Origin of the sequence: Methylomonas sp. MK1 (assembly GCF_000365425.1) — a bacterium.
Taxonomy (GTDB): Bacteria; Pseudomonadota; Gammaproteobacteria; order Methylococcales; family Methylomonadaceae; genus Methylomonas.
The window spans coordinates 2,109,829-2,129,603 of the sequence record NZ_AQOV01000001.1; the positions used below are offsets into that span (position 1 = coordinate 2,109,829).

General features: G+C 51.8%; 21 protein-coding genes. 6 read left to right on the forward strand and 15 right to left on the reverse strand.

Features of this window, described 5'->3' with window-relative positions; genetic code table 11:
- Positions 1 to 95 precede the first annotated feature (95 nt).
- Genes rsfS through G006_RS0109930 form a run of 3 tightly spaced genes read right to left on the reverse strand, consistent with a single transcriptional unit; the run spans position 96 to position 2,317 of the window.
- Positions 96 to 437 (reverse strand): ribosome silencing factor, encoded by a 342-nt coding sequence (rsfS, locus tag G006_RS0109920; protein WP_020483035.1) that lies wholly within the window; start codon positions 435 to 437, stop codon positions 96 to 98.
- Positions 438 to 1,079 (reverse strand): nicotinate-nucleotide adenylyltransferase, encoded by a 642-nt coding sequence (nadD, locus tag G006_RS0109925; protein ID WP_020483036.1) that lies wholly within the window; start codon positions 1,077 to 1,079, stop codon positions 438 to 440.
- On the reverse strand, positions 1,079 to 2,317 hold the full coding sequence (locus G006_RS0109930; RefSeq protein ID WP_020483037.1) for a glutamate-5-semialdehyde dehydrogenase: 1,239 nt from the start codon (positions 2,315 to 2,317) through the stop codon (positions 1,079 to 1,081). The genes nadD and G006_RS0109930 overlap by 1 nt, the downstream gene beginning before the upstream one ends.
- A gap of 247 nt (positions 2,318 to 2,564) precedes the next feature.
- Between G006_RS0109930 and G006_RS0109935 the strand changes: the two genes are divergently transcribed.
- Both G006_RS0109935 and G006_RS0109940 read left to right on the forward strand, forming a co-directional pair.
- Positions 2,565 to 3,677 carry an NADH:flavin oxidoreductase/NADH oxidase gene (locus tag G006_RS0109935; protein ID WP_020483038.1) on the forward strand — a complete coding sequence of 371 codons (1,113 nt, stop codon included), beginning with the start codon at positions 2,565 to 2,567 and terminating at the stop codon, positions 3,675 to 3,677.
- Between the two features lie 93 nt (positions 3,678 to 3,770).
- Positions 3,771 to 4,988, forward strand: coding sequence for an MFS transporter (locus G006_RS0109940; RefSeq protein ID WP_020483039.1), 1,218 nt, complete (start codon positions 3,771 to 3,773; stop codon positions 4,986 to 4,988).
- Between the two features lie 30 nt (positions 4,989 to 5,018).
- Here the strand turns inward: G006_RS0109940 and G006_RS28310 are convergent, their stop codons facing one another.
- The 3 genes from G006_RS28310 to istA (G006_RS0109955) are packed head-to-tail and all read right to left on the reverse strand — an operon-like array spanning position 5,019 to position 7,858.
- Positions 5,019 to 5,501, reverse strand: a complete 483-nt coding sequence (locus tag G006_RS28310) for a hypothetical protein (RefSeq protein WP_152428842.1) — start codon at positions 5,499 to 5,501, stop codon at positions 5,019 to 5,021.
- Positions 5,488 to 6,330, reverse strand: coding sequence for an IS21-like element helper ATPase IstB (gene istB / locus G006_RS0109950; protein WP_020483041.1), 843 nt, complete (start codon positions 6,328 to 6,330; stop codon positions 5,488 to 5,490). Before istB (G006_RS0109950) ends, G006_RS28310 begins: the two co-directional genes overlap by 14 nt.
- Positions 6,323 to 7,858, reverse strand: coding sequence for an IS21 family transposase (gene istA / locus G006_RS0109955; RefSeq protein ID WP_020483042.1), 1,536 nt, complete (start codon positions 7,856 to 7,858; stop codon positions 6,323 to 6,325). Before istA (G006_RS0109955) ends, istB (G006_RS0109950) begins: the two co-directional genes overlap by 8 nt.
- An 88-nt stretch (positions 7,859 to 7,946) precedes the next feature.
- On the opposite strand from istA (G006_RS0109955), the gene G006_RS0109960 reads away from it, so the two are divergent.
- On the forward strand, positions 7,947 to 8,945 hold the full coding sequence (locus tag G006_RS0109960) for a response regulator (protein ID WP_020483043.1): 999 nt from the start codon (positions 7,947 to 7,949) through the stop codon (positions 8,943 to 8,945).
- A gap of 8 nt (positions 8,946 to 8,953) precedes the next feature.
- The gene (locus G006_RS0109965; RefSeq protein WP_020483044.1) at positions 8,954 to 9,955 is read left to right on the forward strand and encodes a response regulator; all 1,002 of its coding nucleotides are present in this window, start codon (positions 8,954 to 8,956) and stop codon (positions 9,953 to 9,955) included.
- A 45-nt stretch (positions 9,956 to 10,000) separates the two neighbouring features.
- On the opposite strand, the gene G006_RS0109970 is transcribed toward G006_RS0109965, so the two are convergent.
- The 6 genes from G006_RS0109970 to G006_RS28620 all read right to left on the reverse strand — a co-directional run bounded on the left by G006_RS0109970 (position 10,001) and on the right by G006_RS28620 (position 15,369).
- A complete protein-coding gene (locus G006_RS0109970; protein WP_020483045.1) occupies positions 10,001 to 11,293 on the reverse strand; it encodes an MFS transporter in 1,293 nt (430 codons plus the stop codon).
- A gap of 312 nt (positions 11,294 to 11,605) precedes the next feature.
- Positions 11,606 to 12,460 carry a cytochrome P450 gene (locus G006_RS25360; protein WP_020483046.1) on the reverse strand — a complete coding sequence of 285 codons (855 nt, stop codon included), beginning with the start codon at positions 12,458 to 12,460 and terminating at the stop codon, positions 11,606 to 11,608.
- A gap of 442 nt (positions 12,461 to 12,902) precedes the next feature.
- Positions 12,903 to 13,652, reverse strand: coding sequence for an IS21-like element helper ATPase IstB (gene istB / locus G006_RS0109980; protein ID WP_020483047.1), 750 nt, complete (start codon positions 13,650 to 13,652; stop codon positions 12,903 to 12,905).
- Positions 13,642 to 13,878 (reverse strand): hypothetical protein, encoded by a 237-nt coding sequence (locus G006_RS29095; protein WP_235048847.1) that lies wholly within the window; start codon positions 13,876 to 13,878, stop codon positions 13,642 to 13,644. Before G006_RS29095 ends, istB (G006_RS0109980) begins: the two co-directional genes overlap by 11 nt.
- Positions 13,821 to 15,176: an IS21 family transposase gene (istA, locus tag G006_RS26630; RefSeq protein WP_235048848.1), complete on the reverse strand. Its 1,356-nt coding sequence runs from the start codon at positions 15,174 to 15,176 to the stop codon at positions 13,821 to 13,823. The genes G006_RS29095 and istA (G006_RS26630) overlap by 58 nt, the downstream gene beginning before the upstream one ends.
- Positions 15,136 to 15,369 carry a hypothetical protein gene (locus G006_RS28620; RefSeq protein WP_160167672.1) on the reverse strand — a complete coding sequence of 78 codons (234 nt, stop codon included), beginning with the start codon at positions 15,367 to 15,369 and terminating at the stop codon, positions 15,136 to 15,138. Before G006_RS28620 ends, istA (G006_RS26630) begins: the two co-directional genes overlap by 41 nt.
- A gap of 404 nt (positions 15,370 to 15,773) precedes the next feature.
- Here G006_RS28620 and G006_RS27710 point away from each other — a divergent pair, with 404 nt between their 5' ends.
- Both G006_RS27710 and G006_RS0109990 read left to right on the forward strand, forming a co-directional pair.
- Positions 15,774 to 16,034, forward strand: coding sequence for a hypothetical protein (locus G006_RS27710; protein ID WP_081607916.1), 261 nt, complete (start codon positions 15,774 to 15,776; stop codon positions 16,032 to 16,034).
- Positions 16,024 to 16,410, forward strand: coding sequence for a type II toxin-antitoxin system VapC family toxin (locus tag G006_RS0109990; protein ID WP_020483048.1), 387 nt, complete (start codon positions 16,024 to 16,026; stop codon positions 16,408 to 16,410). The genes G006_RS27710 and G006_RS0109990 overlap by 11 nt, the downstream gene beginning before the upstream one ends.
- 253 nt (positions 16,411 to 16,663) lie before the next feature.
- Here G006_RS0109990 and G006_RS27715 read toward each other — a convergent pair whose 3' ends face one another.
- Genes G006_RS27715 through G006_RS0110010 form a run of 3 tightly spaced genes read right to left on the reverse strand, consistent with a single transcriptional unit; the run spans position 16,664 to position 19,762 of the window.
- Positions 16,664 to 17,758, reverse strand: a complete 1,095-nt coding sequence (locus G006_RS27715; protein ID WP_081607917.1) for an FAD-dependent monooxygenase — start codon at positions 17,756 to 17,758, stop codon at positions 16,664 to 16,666.
- Entirely contained in the window at positions 17,755 to 19,329 is a 1,575-nt protein-coding gene (locus tag G006_RS0110005) for a LodA/GoxA family CTQ-dependent oxidase (RefSeq protein WP_020483051.1), read from the reverse strand. Before G006_RS0110005 ends, G006_RS27715 begins: the two co-directional genes overlap by 4 nt.
- Positions 19,330 to 19,384: 55 nt before the next feature.
- Positions 19,385 to 19,762 (reverse strand): hypothetical protein, encoded by a 378-nt coding sequence (locus G006_RS0110010; protein ID WP_020483052.1) that lies wholly within the window; start codon positions 19,760 to 19,762, stop codon positions 19,385 to 19,387.
- Positions 19,763 to 19,775: the final 13 nt, after the last annotated feature.

A 19,775-nucleotide genomic window follows, 5' to 3' on the forward strand; every position in this document is an offset into this window, starting at 1 on the left:
CTAAGTCATCGACTACTTGGACTTTTTCTTGAGGGCGGATGACAAATTCTGCCCTTGGGCCGCTGGAAATTTCTTTCGGCAATTCGCGGAGAAAACTAACTATGCGTCTTGTCGCCTGCCACTGACCACAGTTTTTCCAGCTGATACAGTTCGCGGGCTTGACCGGTCATCACATGCACGATTACATCGCCCAAGTCCAACAAGATCCAGTCTGAACTTTGGTCTCCTTCCAACCCCAGAGGTTGCTGCCCCTGCTCCTTGACCTTTTCCATCACATAATCGCACAGCGACTTGGCGTGGCGGGACGAGGTACCGGTGGCAATGACCATGTAATCGGTAATACTGGTTTTGCCGCGCACATCGATAGTCTTGATGTTAAGGCCTTTGCGGTCGTCGAGCTCGGTTTCGACCAGCTTGAGTAATACTTCTGTTTGCATTCAATTTCCTGTGTGATGAATGGGGGGTTGATATAAACGATGCCGCCGAATCAATTCGATGACCCGGTCCGGCAGTAAAAATTGTGGATCGCGTCCGGTAACCACCAGCTCGCGGATGGCGGTGGCGGAAATCGCCAGCGCGGTGACTTCTTGGAAAGTTAAAAGCCCGGCTGCCTGCCGATTTAATTGCGTCCGGTCCTCGGCGATTCGCTGCTGTAAAAACGCCGACAACGCCAGTCCTGCATAGCCGGGCCGGGTCATGACCACGATGTGCGCATAATCGAATAAGCGCTGCCATTGGTGCCAGCGCTCCAAACCGGCAAATGCATCGGCACCGATAAACAGCAACAAAGGCGTATTACCTATTTCATTACGCAAGGAATGCAGCGTATCCACCATATACGATGGCCCCGCCCTATCCAGCTCGCGTCTATCCACGCTAAAGCCGTGAGTATCGGCGACGGCGGCTTCCAGCATTTGCAAACGTAGGTCGGCCGGTACGTCGGGCTCGTCGCGATGTGCCGGCACCCGACAAGGAATCAAACGTAGCTGCTCCAACTCGAACAGCTCTTTCACTTCCAGGGCGGTGCGCAGATGGCCGTAATGGACCGGATTAAACGTGCCGCCATAAACTCCGATCATTACTGGCGGATATGCCCGTCGCCCAACACGATGAATTTCAATGAGGTTAAACCATGTAACCCGACCGGACCGCGCGCGTGCAGCTTATCGGTGCTGATGCCAATCTCCGCGCCCAAACCATACTCAAAGCCGTCGGCAAAGCGCGTAGAAGCATTAACCATCACCGAGCTGGAATCCACCTCGCGCAAAAAGCGCCGCGCCAAGGTGTAATCCTCGGTGACGATGGCCTCGGTATGCGCGGAGCTGTAGGTGTTGATATGCGCTATCGCTTCGTCGATGTCGGCAACGATTTTGATAGACAAAATCGGCGCCAAATATTCGGTATGCCAGTCTTCCTCGGTAGCGCGCACGGCAGTTTTGACCAAGGAACAGGTTTTCAAACAACCGCGCAGTTCCACGTTTTTTGCCGCGTATTGTTCTGCCAAAATCGGCAACACCGTCGCGGCAATGCTCTCGGCCACCAGCAAGGTTTCCATCGCATTACAGACACCGTAGCGATGGGTTTTCGCGTTCATCGCAATCGCCACCGCTTTATCCAAGTCGGCTTTGCCATCGATGTAGACATGGCAAATGCCGTCCAGATGCTTGATGACCGGGATGGTCGCTTCGCCACTGATACGTTCGATTAGACTTTTGCCGCCGCGCGGCACGATCACATCAACATAATCCTTCATCGTGATCAATTCACCGACTGCGGCTCTGTCTGTGGTTTCCACCACTTGCACCGCTTGTTGCGGCAAACCGGCAGCGGCCAAACCGCTGGCGATGCACACCGCAATCGCCCGATTGGAATGAATCGACTCGGAACCGCCACGCAAAATACAGGCATTCCCGGATTTCAAGCACAAAGCCGCCGCATCGATAGTGACGTTAGGCCGCGACTCATAGATGATGCCGATCACGCCCAAGGGCACCCGCATCTGTCCAACCTGGATGCCGCTGGGCTGATAGTTAAGGTTAGTAATTTCTCCGACCGGATCGGGTAGCGCAGCCACTTGTTTCAGACCTTCTATCATCGCCTGAATACGAGCAGGCGTCAGTTCCAGTCGGTCCAACGACGCTGGATCCATGCCGTTTTGTTTACCGGCTTCCAAATCTTTGCGATTTTCGCTGGTGATCTCGGCACTGCCGGCGGCAATAGCCTCGGCGATTTTCAACAAAGCATTATTTTTCCGCCCGCTCTCGGCCTTGCTGATCTCACGGCCGGCCGCTCTGGCCTGTTGCCCCAATTGCTGCATGTATTGTTTAACGTCCACAATTATCGACCCGATGAATTGGAAAAGCCGGCATTATAGCAAGCCGGGCCACCTTACAACGAATACGGCAAATTCAGCAGCCTTCCCGGTCCAGAAGGCGGAATAAATTCGACCTTCTGGACCGGCTTAAATACCGTTGCAGCGATAGATATTCCCATTGCCACGCCAGAACCGAGCTAATAGACTACTCGACAGTTTTACGCCAATCTTTATTCAAAGGTACACCGCCATGAGTCAGCTTTTTTCGCCATATTCCATCGGCTCAGTTACGCTGCCCAACCGTATCATCATTGCGCCGATGTGCCAGTACTCGGCGGTCAACGGCGAAGCCAGCGATTGGCACTTGATGCATCTAGGCAATTTGGCGATGTCCGGCGCCGGCTTGTTGATTATCGAAGCCACCGCCGTAGAACCGGAAGGCCGCATCTCACCGGCCGATCTCGGCCTCTGGTCCGATGCCACTGAAGCAGCGCTAGCCCGAGTTTTGAACGCGATACGTCAATATTCGGCAATGCCCATCGCGATTCAACTGGCTCACGCCGGCCGCAAGGCTTCCACCGCAGCCCCCTGGGATGGCGGTGGTCTGGTCGATGCCGATCACGGTGGCTGGCCTACTGTTGCCCCATCGACTTTGGCGTTTATGCCGGACGACCCCGCTCCGACCGAGCTTGATGCGGACGGTTTGCAACGCATCTTGCAGGCTTTTGTGTCTGCGGCACAGCGCGCGTATAAGCTGGGTCTCGACGCTATCGAAATTCACGCCGCCCACGGCTATTTGCTGCATGAATTTCTCTCGCCCTTATCGAATCAGCGCGACGACGAATACGGCGGCTCGCTGGAAAACCGCATGCGTTTCCCGTTGGCGGTATTCGAGGCGATGCGCGCCGCAGTGCCGGCGGAGTTGCCAATCGGGGTCCGTATTTCGGCTACAGACTGGGTGGATGGCGGCTGGGACCTAGAGCAAAGTGTGGCCTTTGCTAAAGCCTTGCAAGCGCGCGGCTGCGCATTTATCCATGTCTCCAGCGGCGGCCTGTCGCCACTGCAAAAAATCCCGGTCGGCCCCAATTATCAAGTACCACTGGCGACAAGCATCCGCGCTGAAACCGGCCTGCCCACCATCGCCGTCGGCCTGATCACCGAAGCCGAAGAGGCTGAAGCCATCGTCGCCGACGGCAAGGCAGATATGGTTGGTTTGGCGCGCGGTATACTCTACGATCCGCGTTGGCCCTGGCACGCCGCCGCCAAACTTGGCGGGCAAGTGGACGCGCCGCCGCAATACTGGCGCTGCCAACCGCGCGAGCAAAAGACTCTATTTGGCGATATTCGCTTTCGCCAGCGCTAAGCTCTGTCACAGACTATTAGGCCGGTATCAATCAGCCACTTACTAAATTCGACCATACAGTTGGAGCCGGCTGTATTTCAAAACTGGACATTCATGCGTTTTTTAGGCACTTCAAACCCTGCTTTTCTAAAACTTTTAACGTTTCGCGTGCTCATCGTGCTGGCCTATCAAATCGTGGCGATTGTGGTGGGTTGGCATATCTACGAACTGACGCACGATCCACTGGCACTAGGCCTGATCGGTCTGGCCGAAGTGATCCCGTATTTTTGCAGCGCACTATTCGCCGGTTACGCCGTCGATCATTACTCCCGGCGCTGGTTTGCGATTTCGGCGTGTATGCTGTTATGTCTGAATGCCCTGACCTTGACCGCCATCGCGGCGCAATGGATCCCCGACAACCCGTTAGCATTGATGTATGGCTCCATAGCCGTCACCGGCGTGGCGCGCGCCTTTATCGGCCCATCTTACAGCGCACTGTTCGCCCTGGTTTTGCACCGCGAACACTATGCGCGGGCAGCTGGGCTGGGGAGCTCGGTGTTTCAGTTTGCTCTGGTAGCCGGCCCGGCACTGGGTGGCGTTCTGGTCGGCTGGGCCGGTAAGACTGTCGCTTACGGCACATCCGGTGGTTTATGCGTACTGGCCGCGCTGGCTTTGCTGTCCTTACGCATCAAGGAACCGCCAGCGGCGGAAAGCGCGCCGATTTTTACCAGTATCGCCGAAGGCCTGCGCTTTGTATTCAATAACCAGATCATCCTGAGCGCACAGTCGCTGGATATGTTTGCAGTGTTATTCGGCGGTGCGGTAGCCATGTTGCCGGCGTTCATTCACGACATATTTCATTATGGCCCGGAAGGTCTGGGGATTTTACGCGCCGCACCCGCCGTCGGCGCAGTCATGACCGGCTTATTCTTGGCCAGGTATCCGCTTAATAAGCACGCCGGACGTTGGTTATTGGTTGCGGTCGCGGGCTTTGGCCTGTGCATGATCGGCTTTGCGCTTTCGACGAATTTTTGGGTGGCTGGCCTGGCCTTACTGTTATCCGGCGTCTGCGACGGGGTATCGGTGGTGATGCGTACGACCATCATGCAATTGGCCACCCCGGATACCATGCGTGGCAGAGTAGCGGCGATCAACGGCATATTCATAGGCTCGTCTAACGAACTGGGCGCATTCGAATCAGGGGTTGCCGCGCGGCTGCTGGGCTTGGTGCCGTCAGTAGTTTTTGGCGGCGGCATGACCCTGTTGGTAGTGGCGATTACGGCTAAATGGGCGCCTAAATTACGCAGGCTGGAGCTTGATCAGCTCCAGTAATCTTCGTTTCACAAACCAAAAACAGCGGTTTTATTCGGATTTTTTTCCGCGCATCAAGAAAAAACCCGCGCCGATAGTCGCGGCCACCAAAACCAACATTAAGATCGGATGCTGATAAAACATGTCGAAAAACGCTCCGGTGCTTTGCGACGTACCTCTGTAATACGGCCCCATATTTCCTCCCACATTATCAATTGTTAGCCCACTCGCAGCCGAAACGGCTGGTAAGGTTTGAAAATCTACCTTGGAAATCTGGGTTGTCCAATTTTGTAAGCACTGCAAGTGCTTGCACTGGTTCCGATCATGATCGAACCGAGCCCCGTACCGTTTCCGAACGACTTCGGTCGAATACCGTACCCAATCAAAGGCTATGTTGTTGGCGCCGGGAGAAATTTGATCACCCGTACCGGTTGAAATTTGACTAGGGGATGGAGCCGGTTTTTTGAATGGCCGGCCGTGGATAAGTGTAACGGAAACGGATAATGGGAAGGAAGTTTCATTATCCGCTTCCATGGATTATATAGACGTTATTCACCTCTGACACTGCCTCATTCGATGGATTTTTACTACCGCCTCGCTTAGCTTGCTCTCGGGCCTGTATTCTTACCTTGGCTTGCTCGGTGCTGTGCCGAAAGCGGTAGGACTCATTGCCGGTTTCGATGATATGACAATGGTGAGTCAACCTGTCCAGCAACGCCGTGGTCATCTTGGCATCGCCGAACACGCTGGACCATTCGGCAAAGGTTAGATTGGTGGTAATCACCACACTGGTGCGCTCGTACAGTTTCGACAGCAGGTGAAACAACAAGGCGCCGCCGACCTGAGAGAACGGCAGATAGCCCAGTTCATCCAGAATGACTAAGTCCACTTGCATCAGTCTGTACGCCAACTTGCCCTGATTGCCGGTCGCTTTTTCTCGTTCAAGTTGGGTGACCAAATCAATCGTCGAGTAAAATCGTACTCGCTTGCCGTAGTCGGTAATGGCTTTGACACCGAGAGCCGTAGCCAGATGTGTTTTACCTGTGCCAGTACCGCCAACCAAAACCACGTTATGGGCAGCATCGGTGAATTGGGTTCTGGCAAGCTGATCGATCAGCGAGCGGTCAACGTTGGCGGATTCAAAGTCAAAGCCCGCTAAATCACGATGCACGGGGAACCGCGCGGTTTGTAGCTGATAACGAATGGAGCGGATATGCCGATCCTCTGTCTCGGCTTGTAACAAGTGTCGGAGCAGCCATTCCGACGTGTGCAGGCTAGTGCCGGCTTGACTGGCGACCTCGGCATAGCCTGCGGCCATGCCATAGAGTTTGAGCGATTTCAATTCGGCTTCAATATCAAGCATCTTCGCTCTCCTCAGCTAAACGGATGGGGCTGAGGTTTTCGCTCAACAAATCATAACGCCCGGTATCGGCAATAGGGGCTTCGTTTAGCTTTAAGGCATCCGGTGTGGTGATGGTGGCTGGCTCTGGCTCATGATTTTCTGGCAGGCGAGTTAACAGATGGCGTACCTGTTCAACGCTGGTATGCCCGGATTCCAGGCATCGATTGACAGCGGCGATGACAACGTCCAGGCCGTGAACCGGTACGCACGCCAACACCTCGGCCATCACCCGGTCGCCGCCGGGGCGCTTACGCAATGCACGCTGCAAAGACAACAATGGCGACGGCATCTCGGCAAACGGCGCACCGTTGCGTAACGCGCCCGGCTTGCGCTCTAACAACAGGATATAGTGTTGCCAGTCATAGCTGACCTGGTCGCGGTCGAACAACCGTGCATGACTGGCAATCAGGGCATCGTCGGCATACAGATCGAGCCTTTCCGGATATAGCCTGACACTGACCCGACGATTGGCCCAGCGACACGGTACTGAATAACGATTGCGCTTCACGGTCACCAGGCAAGTACTGGATACGCGAGCCACCACCTCGATGTAGCCGTCAAACATTCCGGGCATTGGCATCAGATGGGGTTGCTCGATCTCCACGGCCTCTTGCACGGTCATGCCGCTGGCATCCGGGCAAGGAATTTCAGCCCATAATGCCCGGCAGCGACTTTCCAACCACACGTTCAACTCTGCAAAGCTACCAAAGCATTGTTGCCCTGCATCCTGCCAGATACGGCGCCGACTATCCTGCACATTTTTCTCGACGATACCTTTCTCCCAGCCGGACGCCACATTGCAAAAGTCCGGATCAAACAGGTAATAAGCCGTCAGCGCCGCAAAGCGCGCGTTGACAATGCGCTCCTTGCCGCTCTGCACTTTATCGACCGCCGTTTTCATGTTGTCGTAGATGCCGCGCAACGGTACGCCACCCAGTACCCGAAAGGCACGGCTATGGGCATCGAACAGCATTTCGTGGCTTTGGCTGGGATAGGCCACCAGCAAAAAAGCCCGACTGGCGCAGAGTTTGGTATGAGCGACTTGTAAGCGCCGGTAAATACCGCCGACCACCAAGGACTCTTCACTCCAATCGAATTGAAAGGCCTCACCCCAACGGAATTTCAACGGCACGAACGCGTGTTTGCCGGCGTCGCTGGTACCGGCCTTGCGCCACGCCCGAATGTAATCGGTCAACTGCGTATAGCCACCGTCATAGCCGGCTTTCCGCAACTCTTCCAACAACCTCAATGCGGTACGTCTGTCGCGCTTGGGACGATAGCTATCGGCTATCAGGGCTTGCTTGAGCTGCTCTTCGTAAGGCGTCAGCTTGGTGGGTACCGAGCGACGTTGATAAGCAGGTTCGCTGCCATTAGGCATTCTCAGCCATTTTTTGACGGTATTGCGAGACAGACTGGTGCGTCTGGCAATCTCATTAATGGACAACTTATCGCGGAAATACATCCGCCGGATTTTGGCGTATAGGATCATGGTTATCACCCTTTAGGTTCCTGTCTAATTTCTGGACAGGACAGGTTAATAACCCTGGTCAATCTTCAGCCGGAATTTACCGGTTTACTTGGTCAATTTTCAACCGGCGTCAACAAGCGACATTAACCGCGAAGTGGCGCAACGCATTTTAGAGGGTGAAGGCGCGCATGTCGTGCTCGCTAATCATGGCGGACAAGCAGTGGAATGGCTGGAAACCCATTTGAATCAGGTAGATATTGTTCTGATGGATGTGCAAATGCCGATCATGAACGGTTATGAGGCCACGCGGCATATTCGCCGCTTACCAGCATTGGCTGAGCTACCTGTCGTGGCGCTGACCGCCGGCGCCTTCATGGAACAGCAGGAATTAGCACAAGAAGCCGGCATGACCAGTTTTATTGCCAAACCTTTTGATGTGGACGCGGCTATCGCATTGATCATCAAGTTGACCGACGGAGCGCGTCGGATTGCGCCAGTGGATACACCACAGTCGCCCATCCACCCAAGCAGTGCAGACCCAGAGCTACCGGGTTTAGACGTAGCTCGCGGGCTAAAAATTTTGCCGGATGTAGCAGCCTATCGGCAATATTTACGCAAGTTCGCCCGCGATTACGCCGACAGCGTGCAGACTATCAAGTCGGCTGATACCGCTGAAGCACTGGCGTTTCTGCATAAATTAAAGGGCGTTGCGACCACGCTGGCCCTAGTAGAGCTTGGCAAACAAGCGGCAGAAGCCGAACAGCAACTAACAAGGGGCGCGGATATGACTGGACCGTTGCGAAATCTAAAGTCTGCTTTGGAAACAGCACTCAATTCGATCACTCAATATGCGCCCGACAGCCATGCTGCAGAAAACACCCAAGCTGAAACGATAGACCGCCAACAACTAGCGATGCTACTCGCGCAGATGCTGACTATGCTGGCAAACGATGACATGGTGGAATTCAGGCCGTTGTTGGTCGAACTCGAAAAGACTGTCGGATCTGCTAGCCTTGAACCGTTGAATCGGGCCATCGAGAACTACGATTTTCGTACTGCGGAAGCTGAAGTCAAAACACTTGCAGCCGAACATTTTATTACACTGTGAGCATTGTCATGCCTAACGGTCCTATCCTAATCGTTGACGACGAACCCCAAAATCTACGGGTTTTGGAGCAAATCTTATCAGGCAAATATAAGTTGATATTTGCTCGCAATGGCGAAGAGGCGCTGGCGGCCACGCATAAATTTCGACCGTCTCTAATTTTATTGGATATTCAATTGCCGGACATGGACGGTTATGCAGTATGTCGGCAGCTAAAAGCCAATCCGCTTACCGAAAGCATTCCGGTAATCTTTATCACGAGCTTGGCGGATGCCGATGATGAAGTCACTGGTTTTGAGGCCGGCGCGGTGGACTACATCGTTAAACCGGTTTCATCACCAACCGTCAGGGCGCGCGTGCAAACTCACCTGTCCTTGGTACGCGCGATCCATCTGGAAAAAAGCCATCGTGACGCCATCTATATGCTCGGTGAAGCCGGCCATTACAATGACAACGATACGGGGGTACATTTCTGGCGAATGGCGGATTATGCGGGAGCCTTGGCACAAGCCCTGGGCTGGCACGAGGAACAATGTCGCCTCATCGAATTGGCGGCACCGATGCATGACACCGGCAAGATCGGCATTCCGGATGCAATTTTGAAGAAACCCGGCGCATTGGATGCGGCGGACTGGGTAATCATGAAAACCCACCCCAGAATTGGCTATGACATCCTCAGCAAAAGCGACGCGCCGGTGTTTCAGATAGCCGCCGAAATTGCACTACACCATCACGAGCATTGGGACGGGAGCGGCTATCCCGAAGGCTTGGTTGGCGAATCAATTCCGGAGTCGGCGCGTATCGCGGCTTTGGTCGATGTGTTCGACGCTCTGACGATGAAACGACCTTACAAAGAGGCTTGGCCAGTCGAGCAGGCGATGGCCACCATCCAGGCGGAAAGTGGTAGTCATTTTCAGCCGGCGATGATCGAGGTCTTTGTCTCCATCCTGCCCGAGATCTTAGCGATTCAAGCAAAATGGGCCGAACGCGAAGCGACGTCCGCTGCCTCATAACTGCGCTTTAGATAAACAGCTAACTGGTTCACTCGCTACGATAAATCACAAATCCAGCCGCGACACCTTCATCGGCTCTTTCATTGTCAACGCCACCAGCATCGACACGGCCGCACACGCGCTGACGTAGTATGCAAACCATTCCGCGTGACCCAGACTTTTCAGCCAAAGAGCCAGATACTCGGCGGTGCCGCCGAATATCGCCACGGTCAGTGCATAGGGAAAGCCCACCCCCAACGCCCGAATATGCACCGGAAACAGTTCGGCTTTAACGATGGCATTCACCGATGAGTAACCGGAGACAATCAGCAATGCGCAGACATACCATCCCAACGCGGATTGCATCGTTTGCGCGTGGCCTAATAAATCAAGCAATGGCGCAGTAAACAGGGTCGCGCCGACGCCGAAGGCAATCAGCATCGTGCGCCGACCGACGTAGTCCGAAATCAAACCGAACAGTGGCTGAATCAACATGAAGACGATCAAAGCCAGCGTGCAAATCGTAGTCGCGTCGTCCTTGCTGAAGCCCGTGGTGTTGACCAGATACTTTTGCATGTAGACGGTGAAGGTGTAGTACGACAAGGTCCCGCCGGCGGTCAAAGCCACCACGGTCATTACCGGTTTGGGATAGTTCAGCAGCTCACGTAGTTTGGGGTGCCGGGCCGGATATGTATGCTGCTCGATGAAGGCCTTGGTTTCGGCCATGTTGCCGCGCAGGCCCATCGCCACCACAGCCAGCAAACCGCCGACGATAAAGCCGATACGCCAACCCCAAGCGTGCAGTTGCTCGCTGCTCAATAGGCATTTTTGTAAGATCATCAATAACCCCAAGGCCAAAATTTGCCCCAAGACGATTGTGACGTATTGAAAACTGGAGTAATAGCCACGCCGGTGCGGTGCCGCCATCTCACTAAGATAGGTAGCGGAACTGCCGTATTCGCCGCCTATACTAAAGCCCTGCAGCATGCGGGCGAACAGCAACAAGGCCGGCGCCCACATACCGATTACCGCATAGCCCGGTGTGCAAGCGATGATTAACGACCCTAAACACATCAAACTGACCGAAAACAACAAAGCACTTTTGCGGCCTTTGCGGTCCGCCAGACTGCCGAGCAACCATCCGCCCAAAGGCCGAAAAATAAAGCCCACCGCAAATATCGCGGCATTGTTCAGCAACTGGGCGGTTTGATCGGTTTCCGGAAAAAAAGCCGGGGCAAAGTACAAGGCAAACGCGGCGTAAATGGCCCAATCAAAATATTCCACCAGGTTGCCAACCGAGCCACTAAAGATATTGAACAGCCGCCTTGTTTCAGAGTGCGGGTCATTGGAATGAGACATATCGCTTAAGCCGATGAATTTTTGACCATCTTAACTTACGCCCCCCGTGAACCACACCAATTTCGATGGTGCGTAACAGGGCCGAGCCATACGACAGCGGCAACGGACGTCGCAGGAATTCGGTTTCGAAACGACGCACACCCCGGCTCAACAACGCGCTTGAACGCGAACAACTGTAAGAAAATGATTTGTGAATCGCCCCGGTTTTCTCGGAGGCTCCAACCTTTGAGAGAATGGAGCAATGAAAGAGAAAACTACCAAGCATTATTCATCGGAAATTCGAGAACGAGCGATTCGCATGGTGCGGGAGCATCAAGTAGGGTGCTTAGCGAGTAAGTACGATGTCCAGGTCAACAGATTCGAAGTCGTTTCATGACCGGCGCTAAAAATGGTGATCACTTCATCGCGCATTTGTTGTCGGCTCATGGGTTCGCCGGTTAACTCATCACGCGCAGCCAGCAACATATCTAATAAATCGCCATTGCCGGACGATTCACCACGGCGCTCATCAATAATCCCATAAATGATGTCGTCTAAGAATGCCATGGCTTTTTTGAACGCAACATTCGATGGCGTCGGTATCGATAAGGGAAGCGCCACAGGACTCATTAACGACTTGGCGGCGAAGCGAAGCACTGTGTCCAACGCAGGCGCAATTCGTTCGATCTTTTCCAACACGCTGGTTCCGAACATGGTCTGCGTAATCACCTCTAAGGTCAATCGCATCATTTCGTCAGCCAGGTTGCTTTCGGCACGAGCACCAAGTTGCCGCCAACGCTCCAGCATTTGTTCACCTGCCGTAGCAAATTGCGGCAGCAAAGCACTCAAATTTTTACGCTGAAATACCGGTTGCATCAAGCCGCGTTGCTTTTGCCACAACTCGCCTTTGCTTGTCACCAAGCCTTGCCCTAGCACTAACTCCAAGCCTTTTGGTTTTTTAGGGTCGTACATCTTGACGAAGACATCCGACTGTTTGATCAGGGCTTCTTCGATCAGTTTCGGGTGGCTAAACAGATAGAATTGTTGGGCCCCGATCTTAAAACCTACTAAATCTCCATAATCCCGTTGCCATGCACAAAGGGTGCGAAATGAATCCGCTTTAAGTTGGCGAAAGTTGCCCAGTAGAAAATCACCTTTAGCTTGAGGAACGCGTTTTTTATGCGACATGTATTCTGGAAATTATACTTATTAACGACAACTGGAAAACTAGGCCAAATTTTATTCATCAGCGTAGGCTATCGATGACCGCTTTTGATGTTTAAGGCGATTTGAGTTAGAGCTGAGAAAACTTGGCTATCGAGGACATCTAACGTTTCCGGTGGTTTGGTAAATTTGTTTATCGATTCGTTAGGCATAAAACTGTTAGCTATTTGTAATTCGAGTAACAACTGCATTCATAGTGTAGTGAACAAACTGCGAGCCAAGTTCAGTTAATACGTATGGCTTTGTTTCCTCAAAAGCCGATTCCATTGTGTTTGATGATTGTCCACGACCAGTTCCTTTTTGGGGTTTCTTGATGAATTGTCCATCATATGTGTCAAACGGCTTAGAAAACTTTCCAAAAGTATCCAGGAAAGATCGTCGAAAAGTTTGCAGTTACAGCGACGGGTTATTGGTTTTCCACCGCCTTTTTTCGTTGCTTGAATCGATAGGAATCATTGCCGGTTTCCAAAATATCGCAGTGGTGGGTAATACGATCTAAAAGCGCCGTGGTCATCTTGGCATCGCCGAATACCTGAACCCATTCGCCGAAATTGAGATTGGTGGTGATGATCAAGGATGTTTTTTCATAGAGTTGGCTGATCAGGTGGAATAGCAAGGCGCCACCGGATGCGGGAAAAGGTAGATAACCCAATTCATCTAGGATGACAGCATCCATGGTGGTCAGTTGCTTCGCGAGATTACCGGCTTTGCCCTGCTGTTTTTCTTTATCCAATTGGTTGACGAGATCGACGGCGTTGTAGAAGCGTAACCGTTTGCCTTGGTGAATGGCCGCCACGCCCAAGGCCGTTGCGAGATGGGTTTTACCGGTGCCAGTACCGCCGACTAAAATGAGGTTGTAGGCTTGATCCATGAAGCCAGCGGTCGCGAGCTGTTCGATTCTGGCTTTGGGCAGCGGTGTTTCTACCCAGTCAAAATTCATCAAGTCACGATGGATGGGAAAGCGCGCCGCTTTGAGTTGATAATTTAAACTGCGCGCCTGGCGATCCGCTTGCTCCGTGGCAATCAAGCGATCCAACCAGACTTCCGGCATAATGGGTTTTTGTTGAAGTCCATATTCGGCTTGCCATTCGTTCCAGGCAGCGGCCATACCGAACAGATGCAGGGTTTTCAGTTGCGCAGCGCGATCAATGGACATGGCGTGCGCTCCGTAAGGTGTCGTAGCGACTGCAATCGGCGACGGGTTCGAGCGTGAGTGTGGGTGTCGATGCCGGTGTATTCGTCAACGGTTTTGGCTGAGCAGCTTCCGTTAGGCGTCGCATTTCATTGAGTACGATGGCCGCGCTAATCACGCCGGTTTGCAAGGTCAGATCACAGGCCACATCCAGCGTATCCAGACCGGTTTCCCCCAGGTCTCTCGCCACTTGTGCCCTGTGGGTATTAACAGCAGATCGACAAAGGCTCTATCGCCCCTATCTTGTTTAAGGATACGATCACGCACCACCTTGATCGATACCGGCAAATCCCAGGTCACAAACGGTGCGCCATGGCGTAATGCACCGGGCTTTTTCTCCAATACCGGCAAATAGTGCCAAGGATCACAGATTAACTGATCTCGCCCAAAGCGACGTTCATGGTCGGCAAGCACTTTACCATTCGCCACCATACAGACGCGATGAGCCGTGAGTCTTACCGATACCACGCGATTGGCCCAGGCTGCCGGGACACTATACCGATTGCGATCAATACAGATCAGGCACTGGCTGGATACTCGGCGCATCGATTCCACATAACCCTCGAAGGGCGCCTTGATGGGCAGTAGCACTGGCCGCTCTTCCGCGAAGCATTCCGCTGTTGAGCGGCTAGTCTGTTCGGGATGCGGTCGTGCCGACAGCTCCTGGCAACGTCTTGCCAGCCAAGCATTCAACTCGGCAAAGTTGGCACAATGCGGCAGTGGCGTGAATAACCATTCGCGAATATTGCCGACCTGATTTTCGACCTGCCCCTTCTCCCAGCCCGCTTCCGGCGTACAGGCTATAGGCTCAAACAAATAGTGATTGGCTAAGGTGAGGAAACGGCGATTAAAGCGCCGCTCCTTGCCAACAAAGATCGCATCCACCACGGTTTTCAGATTGTCGTACACCATGCGTTTGGGTACGCCGCCGAAGAACGCGAATGCCTGATTATGGGCGTCCAATACCATTTCTTGGGTTTCACGCGGATAAGCAATGACAAACATTTGCCGACTGTAGGTCAAACGGAAATGCGCCACCTTGACGATTTGTTCCACGCCGCCAAGCACGGCCGTTTCATGACTCCAGTCGAACTGGCACGTTTCACCAGGTGGGAAGCATAAAGGCACGAAGGCCTGTTTGGCGATGGGTTTGCCAGAGTGATTTAGCTTCCAGTCTTTGACACGACGCTGCACCGCCGTGTACCCACCGATATAACCTTCAACCTGCAAACACTCGAATAGCCTTTGAGCGGTACGTCTCTGCTTGCGAGGTAAGCAAGCGTCTTTTGCTAGCCAGTCATCTAGCAGCTTGAGATAGTCGCCTAGCTTCGGGTGAGGTTGCTCCTTTCGGATTGGATAAACCGGCTCTTCGAGTGTATTGAGGTGCTTACGAATAGTGGGACGGGACAGCTTGAACAATTTCGCCAAGGCGCTGACGGTGACATTCTCAACAAAATGCAATCGCCTGATTTCGGTTATGACTTCCATTTTTATCACTCCAGGTTTCTCCGGCAAAAAGCCGGTCATTGAACAACCTGGGGTGGAAACTTTTCAACGCTCTTTTCCCCAGGAACCTGGAAAGTTTTGCACGCCGTTTTGCAGTCTTAGCTTGGATAAAAGTGTAGTTCTTACGGATGTCGGCACGAAATCTGCCGTTTGGTAGCTTGCGAATTGTTGCCATGTTGTCGGTCCAAAAACGTTAAACTGACAGTGCGCAAATTTTCGATGCACGATTTGTGCATTTTGTTGTGCACTGCTGGAGTTTAAAGCGTCTTCAACCGATGGCATTTAGTTGAATTTCTCTTTGCCTATCAAAGAGTTAAGATGGTGGGTCGTGTGCGATTCGAACGCACGACCATCGCATTAAAAGCGCAATTTACTATCTGTAACTTATTGTTTTAATTACATATTTAACCCTGTCTAGTCTGTCTACGCGACACGACGAATCACAACTGAGCATAACTAAGTCGCGTAAATCTCGCGTAAGATTTTGGGCTTCCGAACACTGCAACCCATTGTTGTGTTCGTACCAATCACAAAAAATATGATAAATTATATATTTATAATTATTTATTTGTGTTCGGTATGCAACTTACAGCATCACAACTTCAGTCAAAACATAAGACTCTAATAGATGCCCTTAAGCGCGGTGAGACTGTTGAAATCACCTATCACGGTCAAACGCTTGGAGTCGTTCACCCTGCTACGCCAACTGTCAATTCACAAGAGCAAGAATCCGCAATGAATGAGTTCTTCGGCATGCACCGTGATTTGGGAGCTTCCAATGTTGAAGCTGAATTGCGGAGTATCCGTAAAGGTCGTCGGAGCCAGTTGAGTGATCTTTGATACCAATATATTGATCTATGCTGATCGTGGTGTAGCTTCGGCTAAAGAATTGATCATGAACACGCAACAACGATCAGTCTCCGCAGTGACCTACATGGAGTACGTGCCGTTTTGTCGAAATAAAAAGGAATTGGCAACGTTTGAAAAAATGCTTCAGGTTCTACAGTTCACCATCCATGAGATTGATCATGGAATTTCTTACCATGCTCGGCAATTGGTTCGACAATTTGCACTAAGCCATAGCATGGAAATGGGCGATGCTTTAATTGCCGCAACGGCTATGGCACACAATGAATTGTTATGTACTGGCAACATTAAGCACTTCTCGCAAATCAATGGCCTGGTACTTGACCATTATCAACCCGATGAAAACTGATTAGAAATGTCTAGTATAGAAAGAAGCACGATTGCTGAAGGAAAAAAACAACTTGTCGAGGTTAATTCGTCAACTTGAAACTGGAGAAGGCCGGTGGATGGATCAATTCACGTATATTCGCTTGAGCAAATTTAGCGACAATATTACTAATCTCAGGATGGTCGATTAAGACTTCGATGTGCTTGATGTTTTGGCGCAATTGCATGAGAAGTACTCACAAATGATGTATATCACTAAGTTTTATCAGCGGACATCATAAGGACTGGCTGCGACGCTGCCAAAACTTAGATTCTGGCCAGCGACGTTCAAGAGAGTAATAGTATGTCCGATTTTCGAGATACTTTGAGAAAGTCTGGCGCTGTAAGTTTTGATATAGCTCTCCAGCACTCTGATGACCTGCTAGCATTTCTAAAATAACTGGGGCGGCGTTTTTCGCCGAATTCATAGCATTCACCAATCCGAGTCCGGTAAGCGGGTCATAGCTTTGGACAGCGTCGCCAATGGCGATCCAGTTTGGCTGCGCCGATACCATTCTTTGCATTGACAGGGCAGAGAACGCTCTTCTTCGTGCAGGAAACAAACTTACACGATTTTTTGTTAAGTTTGTCTCTACTATCAGTTCTTCTAAGTAGGTTGCAGAACACTGTATTCCCTGCGCATATATATCAGGATCAGTCATGAACGCTATCACGAGTTTTGAAGCAGGGAGACGAGCAGAGTAAAACCATCCGTCCCGCACTGCCTCGATCATTGTATAGTCCGATGAGGCTTGACTATTGGGACCTACCTCCAGAAATCCTGCGATTGCTATCAACCTATCATGCGTGATCCGGAAAGGATATGGTAATCGTTTTGAAGGATGACGTCCGGAAGCATCGACCAGCACAGTACACACTAACTCGCCGCCCGTGTTCGTACTAAGTACCCAGCCAGTTGCATTTTTGGATCGTTTCCAGCTATTTAGCGTTGTAGCATGAAAGAACTGTGCCCCTGCTTCAGAGGCTACATCGCGAAATTGCGTATTAAAACGCGATCTATCAATATGCCAACCATCTCCGTGCGGTGAAAAAAGGTAATCTGTGGCCAAAGGTTCTTCGCTGCCCCAAACTGATACTATCCCTGGTGAAGGACGGTGACTTTGTTTCTGAAACCACTCTAGCAGATCTGCTTCTGCGAAAATACGTGTTGCTGCCGGAGGTAAGGTTTCACCGATCAGCATTTGGTTAGGGCGTGTATGATCGAACACCGCAACCGAGCATCCTGCACGAGCTAGAAGTAATGCGGCAAAACATCCTGCGGGACCTCCCCCGATGATAGCTGCATCATATCGAATCAGCGATCGATTCACGGACGTGGCAGTTCTTCGAAGCGACCGTCACCCCCTTCAACTACAAAGGCTAGATGGTTCCAACCATCAATCATTTCTTCGACCGACATCGCTACCGAGTTAACATCGCTCACCCGAGCCCACGGTATATATGTATTTGAACCTGGCTTCAAAACGTCAACCGGGCGCTGTGCTGGCCACCAAACAAGATCGTCTGGCCCATTACCAGATTCAACAGCGCAGTCGAGGAAGTCAGACTGCCATGGGAGGGACATCTGACTGGTTAAATCACCCGGATGCACTTGGGTAGGGTCGAGACGAAATGGCTCTATAAATGCGAATAAGTCGCGGGTTTTCCAACTTACCTCGATCCCAGGGAAGAATGCGGCTCCGACACAGGGTTCAAGGGCGGCGCGCGTGAGGCCTGCTGGAGTAATGGGGTCGTCGGGAGATGGCGGAGACCCCGCCTCAGTCTCTCCTTCCGTCCACATCTTCACCATAGTATATTGAATTCGAGTAAGTGTGCCGTTCGAACCGTCTGGATAGTCATCCGACCACATTTTGGGCATGTCGCCGTTGCCAGAACCTGGTTCGCCCGGGTTGGCTGAAGGCGTGGATAGCCTATTGAACACATTTTCCGCTGCAGCAGGTGGGATATTATTGAAAGTGTGGTGAAATCCTAGGGGGCGAAATTGTTGATGGCCTGCTGAATAAACCCAACGCACTTGGGCCGCACGCGTAAGGATTGGTATGATGTCTCTCTCAATCGAGGGTTTGAATTCTGGATTAGCAAACGGACTTGGCATCAAGTTACGATCCACGGCCGCCTGAAGCAAAGTATCGTAAAGTGTCACTATCGGCTGAATGCCTGGTGCGTATTTCGGTGGTGCGACGACTACCCAAGCGCTTACAACAACCGGCTGAGATCCGTCCGGAAGAGTTACTCTGGCGGTTACCAACCCATCAGAGACGTCATCATACCAGCCATCATGGTTGGCAAAATTGGATCCAGGCTCGTGAAGCGAGGATCCCGTCGGTGATTTTGATTCGCCATAACCGCCGAGTATAAGCAATCGTCCGATATCGTCAGTTGTCGCAGTGCCAAGGCTGAGTTGGATGTGGTGGCCGATGAATTGCTGATCAACTGTAAATTCCTTCGCCAAACCTGCAAGCCTGGAAGCCGCAAGATCGCTGAAGTTCTCATTCCTACCACTGACAGAAACTGGTGAAGGTGTCAGCTTGAGTTGGTCGCGATTTTGAAAATCGGCATTGCGTAGCCCGTGAGCTGTATCGTCTTTATCGAATTTACCGAAGAATCGATTCGCAGCAGCTTTGGTATTTGCGAGTTTGACAGTCCATTCAATGCTCTGTGCATTATCGAGCGTGACTTCTTCAACAAGTTTGTTATTTTCGTCAAATGCGAAAAGGCGAAATCGAGCAGCCTGACGCTTGATGAGTCCGAAGGCATCTCGGTAGCCTCCGTTTGGGATAGTCGGTGGTATCGGCTGCTCTGGACCGATGAAATAGCTATCTGGACTCTTACCTAACCGGGCTATACCGATTGGCGGGAAAATCTTAATTGATTCGATCATTGATCAAAACCTCTTTCAATTGTTAACACTAGGTTGCAGCCATCAGCATTCCTGTTTACTCAGGGAATCCGTTTAGCAACCAGTCAATAATATCGTCCTGAATCTGCTGTCCAGAAACTTGCGACCCATCCACCAGAGTAATTGCGTAGCCCTCATCAGTAATCCACGGTCCACCTCTCGGCATCTGTGCCTTGTTGCAAAAGGCCGCGTTGGCTTTCAGCACTAAGAAGAATGAGGAATTAGCTGGATTTTCGTGATCAATTATCGGGATGTCTGCTCCATGGCAATGCACGTTTGGAACAGTGCCGTTAACGAATTGTTCTCGAGACAGATCCTTCCAGAAGCGGTCATGCGGTGCGTCTTCGGTTTTGTTGATTCCTTTATCGGCGATTGCATCGAGATAAGCGATTACTCTGCTGTAGGTGATAGGCATATTGTTAATCTTT

Coding starts and splice junctions, on each gene's coding strand:
- G006_RS28310 (WP_152428842.1), bottom strand. CDS start 5,501: ATGGAAGCGGATAATGAAACTTCCTTCCCATTATCCGTTTCCGTTACA.
- istB (WP_020483041.1), bottom strand. CDS start 6,330: ATGCTTGATATTGAAGCCGAATTGAAATCGCTCAAACTCTATGGCATG.
- G006_RS0110005 (WP_020483051.1), bottom strand. CDS start 19,329: ATGATCGAATCAATTAAGATTTTCCCGCCAATCGGTATAGCCCGGTTA.
- istB (WP_020483047.1), bottom strand. CDS start 13,652: ATGTCCATTGATCGCGCTGCGCAACTGAAAACCCTGCATCTGTTCGGT.
- G006_RS25360 (WP_020483046.1), bottom strand. CDS start 12,460: ATGTCGCATAAAAAACGCGTTCCTCAAGCTAAAGGTGATTTTCTACTG.
- G006_RS27710 (WP_081607916.1), top strand. CDS start 15,774: ATGCAACTTACAGCATCACAACTTCAGTCAAAACATAAGACTCTAATA.
- G006_RS0109935 (WP_020483038.1), top strand. CDS start 2,565: ATGAGTCAGCTTTTTTCGCCATATTCCATCGGCTCAGTTACGCTGCCC.
- G006_RS0109970 (WP_020483045.1), bottom strand. CDS start 11,293: ATGTCTCATTCCAATGACCCGCACTCTGAAACAAGGCGGCTGTTCAAT.
- G006_RS0109940 (WP_020483039.1), top strand. CDS start 3,771: ATGCGTTTTTTAGGCACTTCAAACCCTGCTTTTCTAAAACTTTTAACG.
- istA (WP_235048848.1), bottom strand. CDS start 15,176: ATGGAAGTCATAACCGAAATCAGGCGATTGCATTTTGTTGAGAATGTC.
- G006_RS0109930 (WP_020483037.1), bottom strand. CDS start 2,317: ATGCAGCAATTGGGGCAACAGGCCAGAGCGGCCGGCCGTGAGATCAGC.
- rsfS (WP_020483035.1), bottom strand. CDS start 437: ATGCAAACAGAAGTATTACTCAAGCTGGTCGAAACCGAGCTCGACGAC.
- nadD (WP_020483036.1), bottom strand. CDS start 1,079: ATGATCGGAGTTTATGGCGGCACGTTTAATCCGGTCCATTACGGCCAT.
- istA (WP_020483042.1), bottom strand. CDS start 7,858: ATGATCCTATACGCCAAAATCCGGCGGATGTATTTCCGCGATAAGTTG.
- G006_RS28620 (WP_160167672.1), bottom strand. CDS start 15,369: ATGGCAACAATTCGCAAGCTACCAAACGGCAGATTTCGTGCCGACATC.
- G006_RS0109965 (WP_020483044.1), top strand. CDS start 8,954: ATGCCTAACGGTCCTATCCTAATCGTTGACGACGAACCCCAAAATCTA.
- G006_RS0110010 (WP_020483052.1), bottom strand. CDS start 19,762: ATGCCTATCACCTACAGCAGAGTAATCGCTTATCTCGATGCAATCGCC.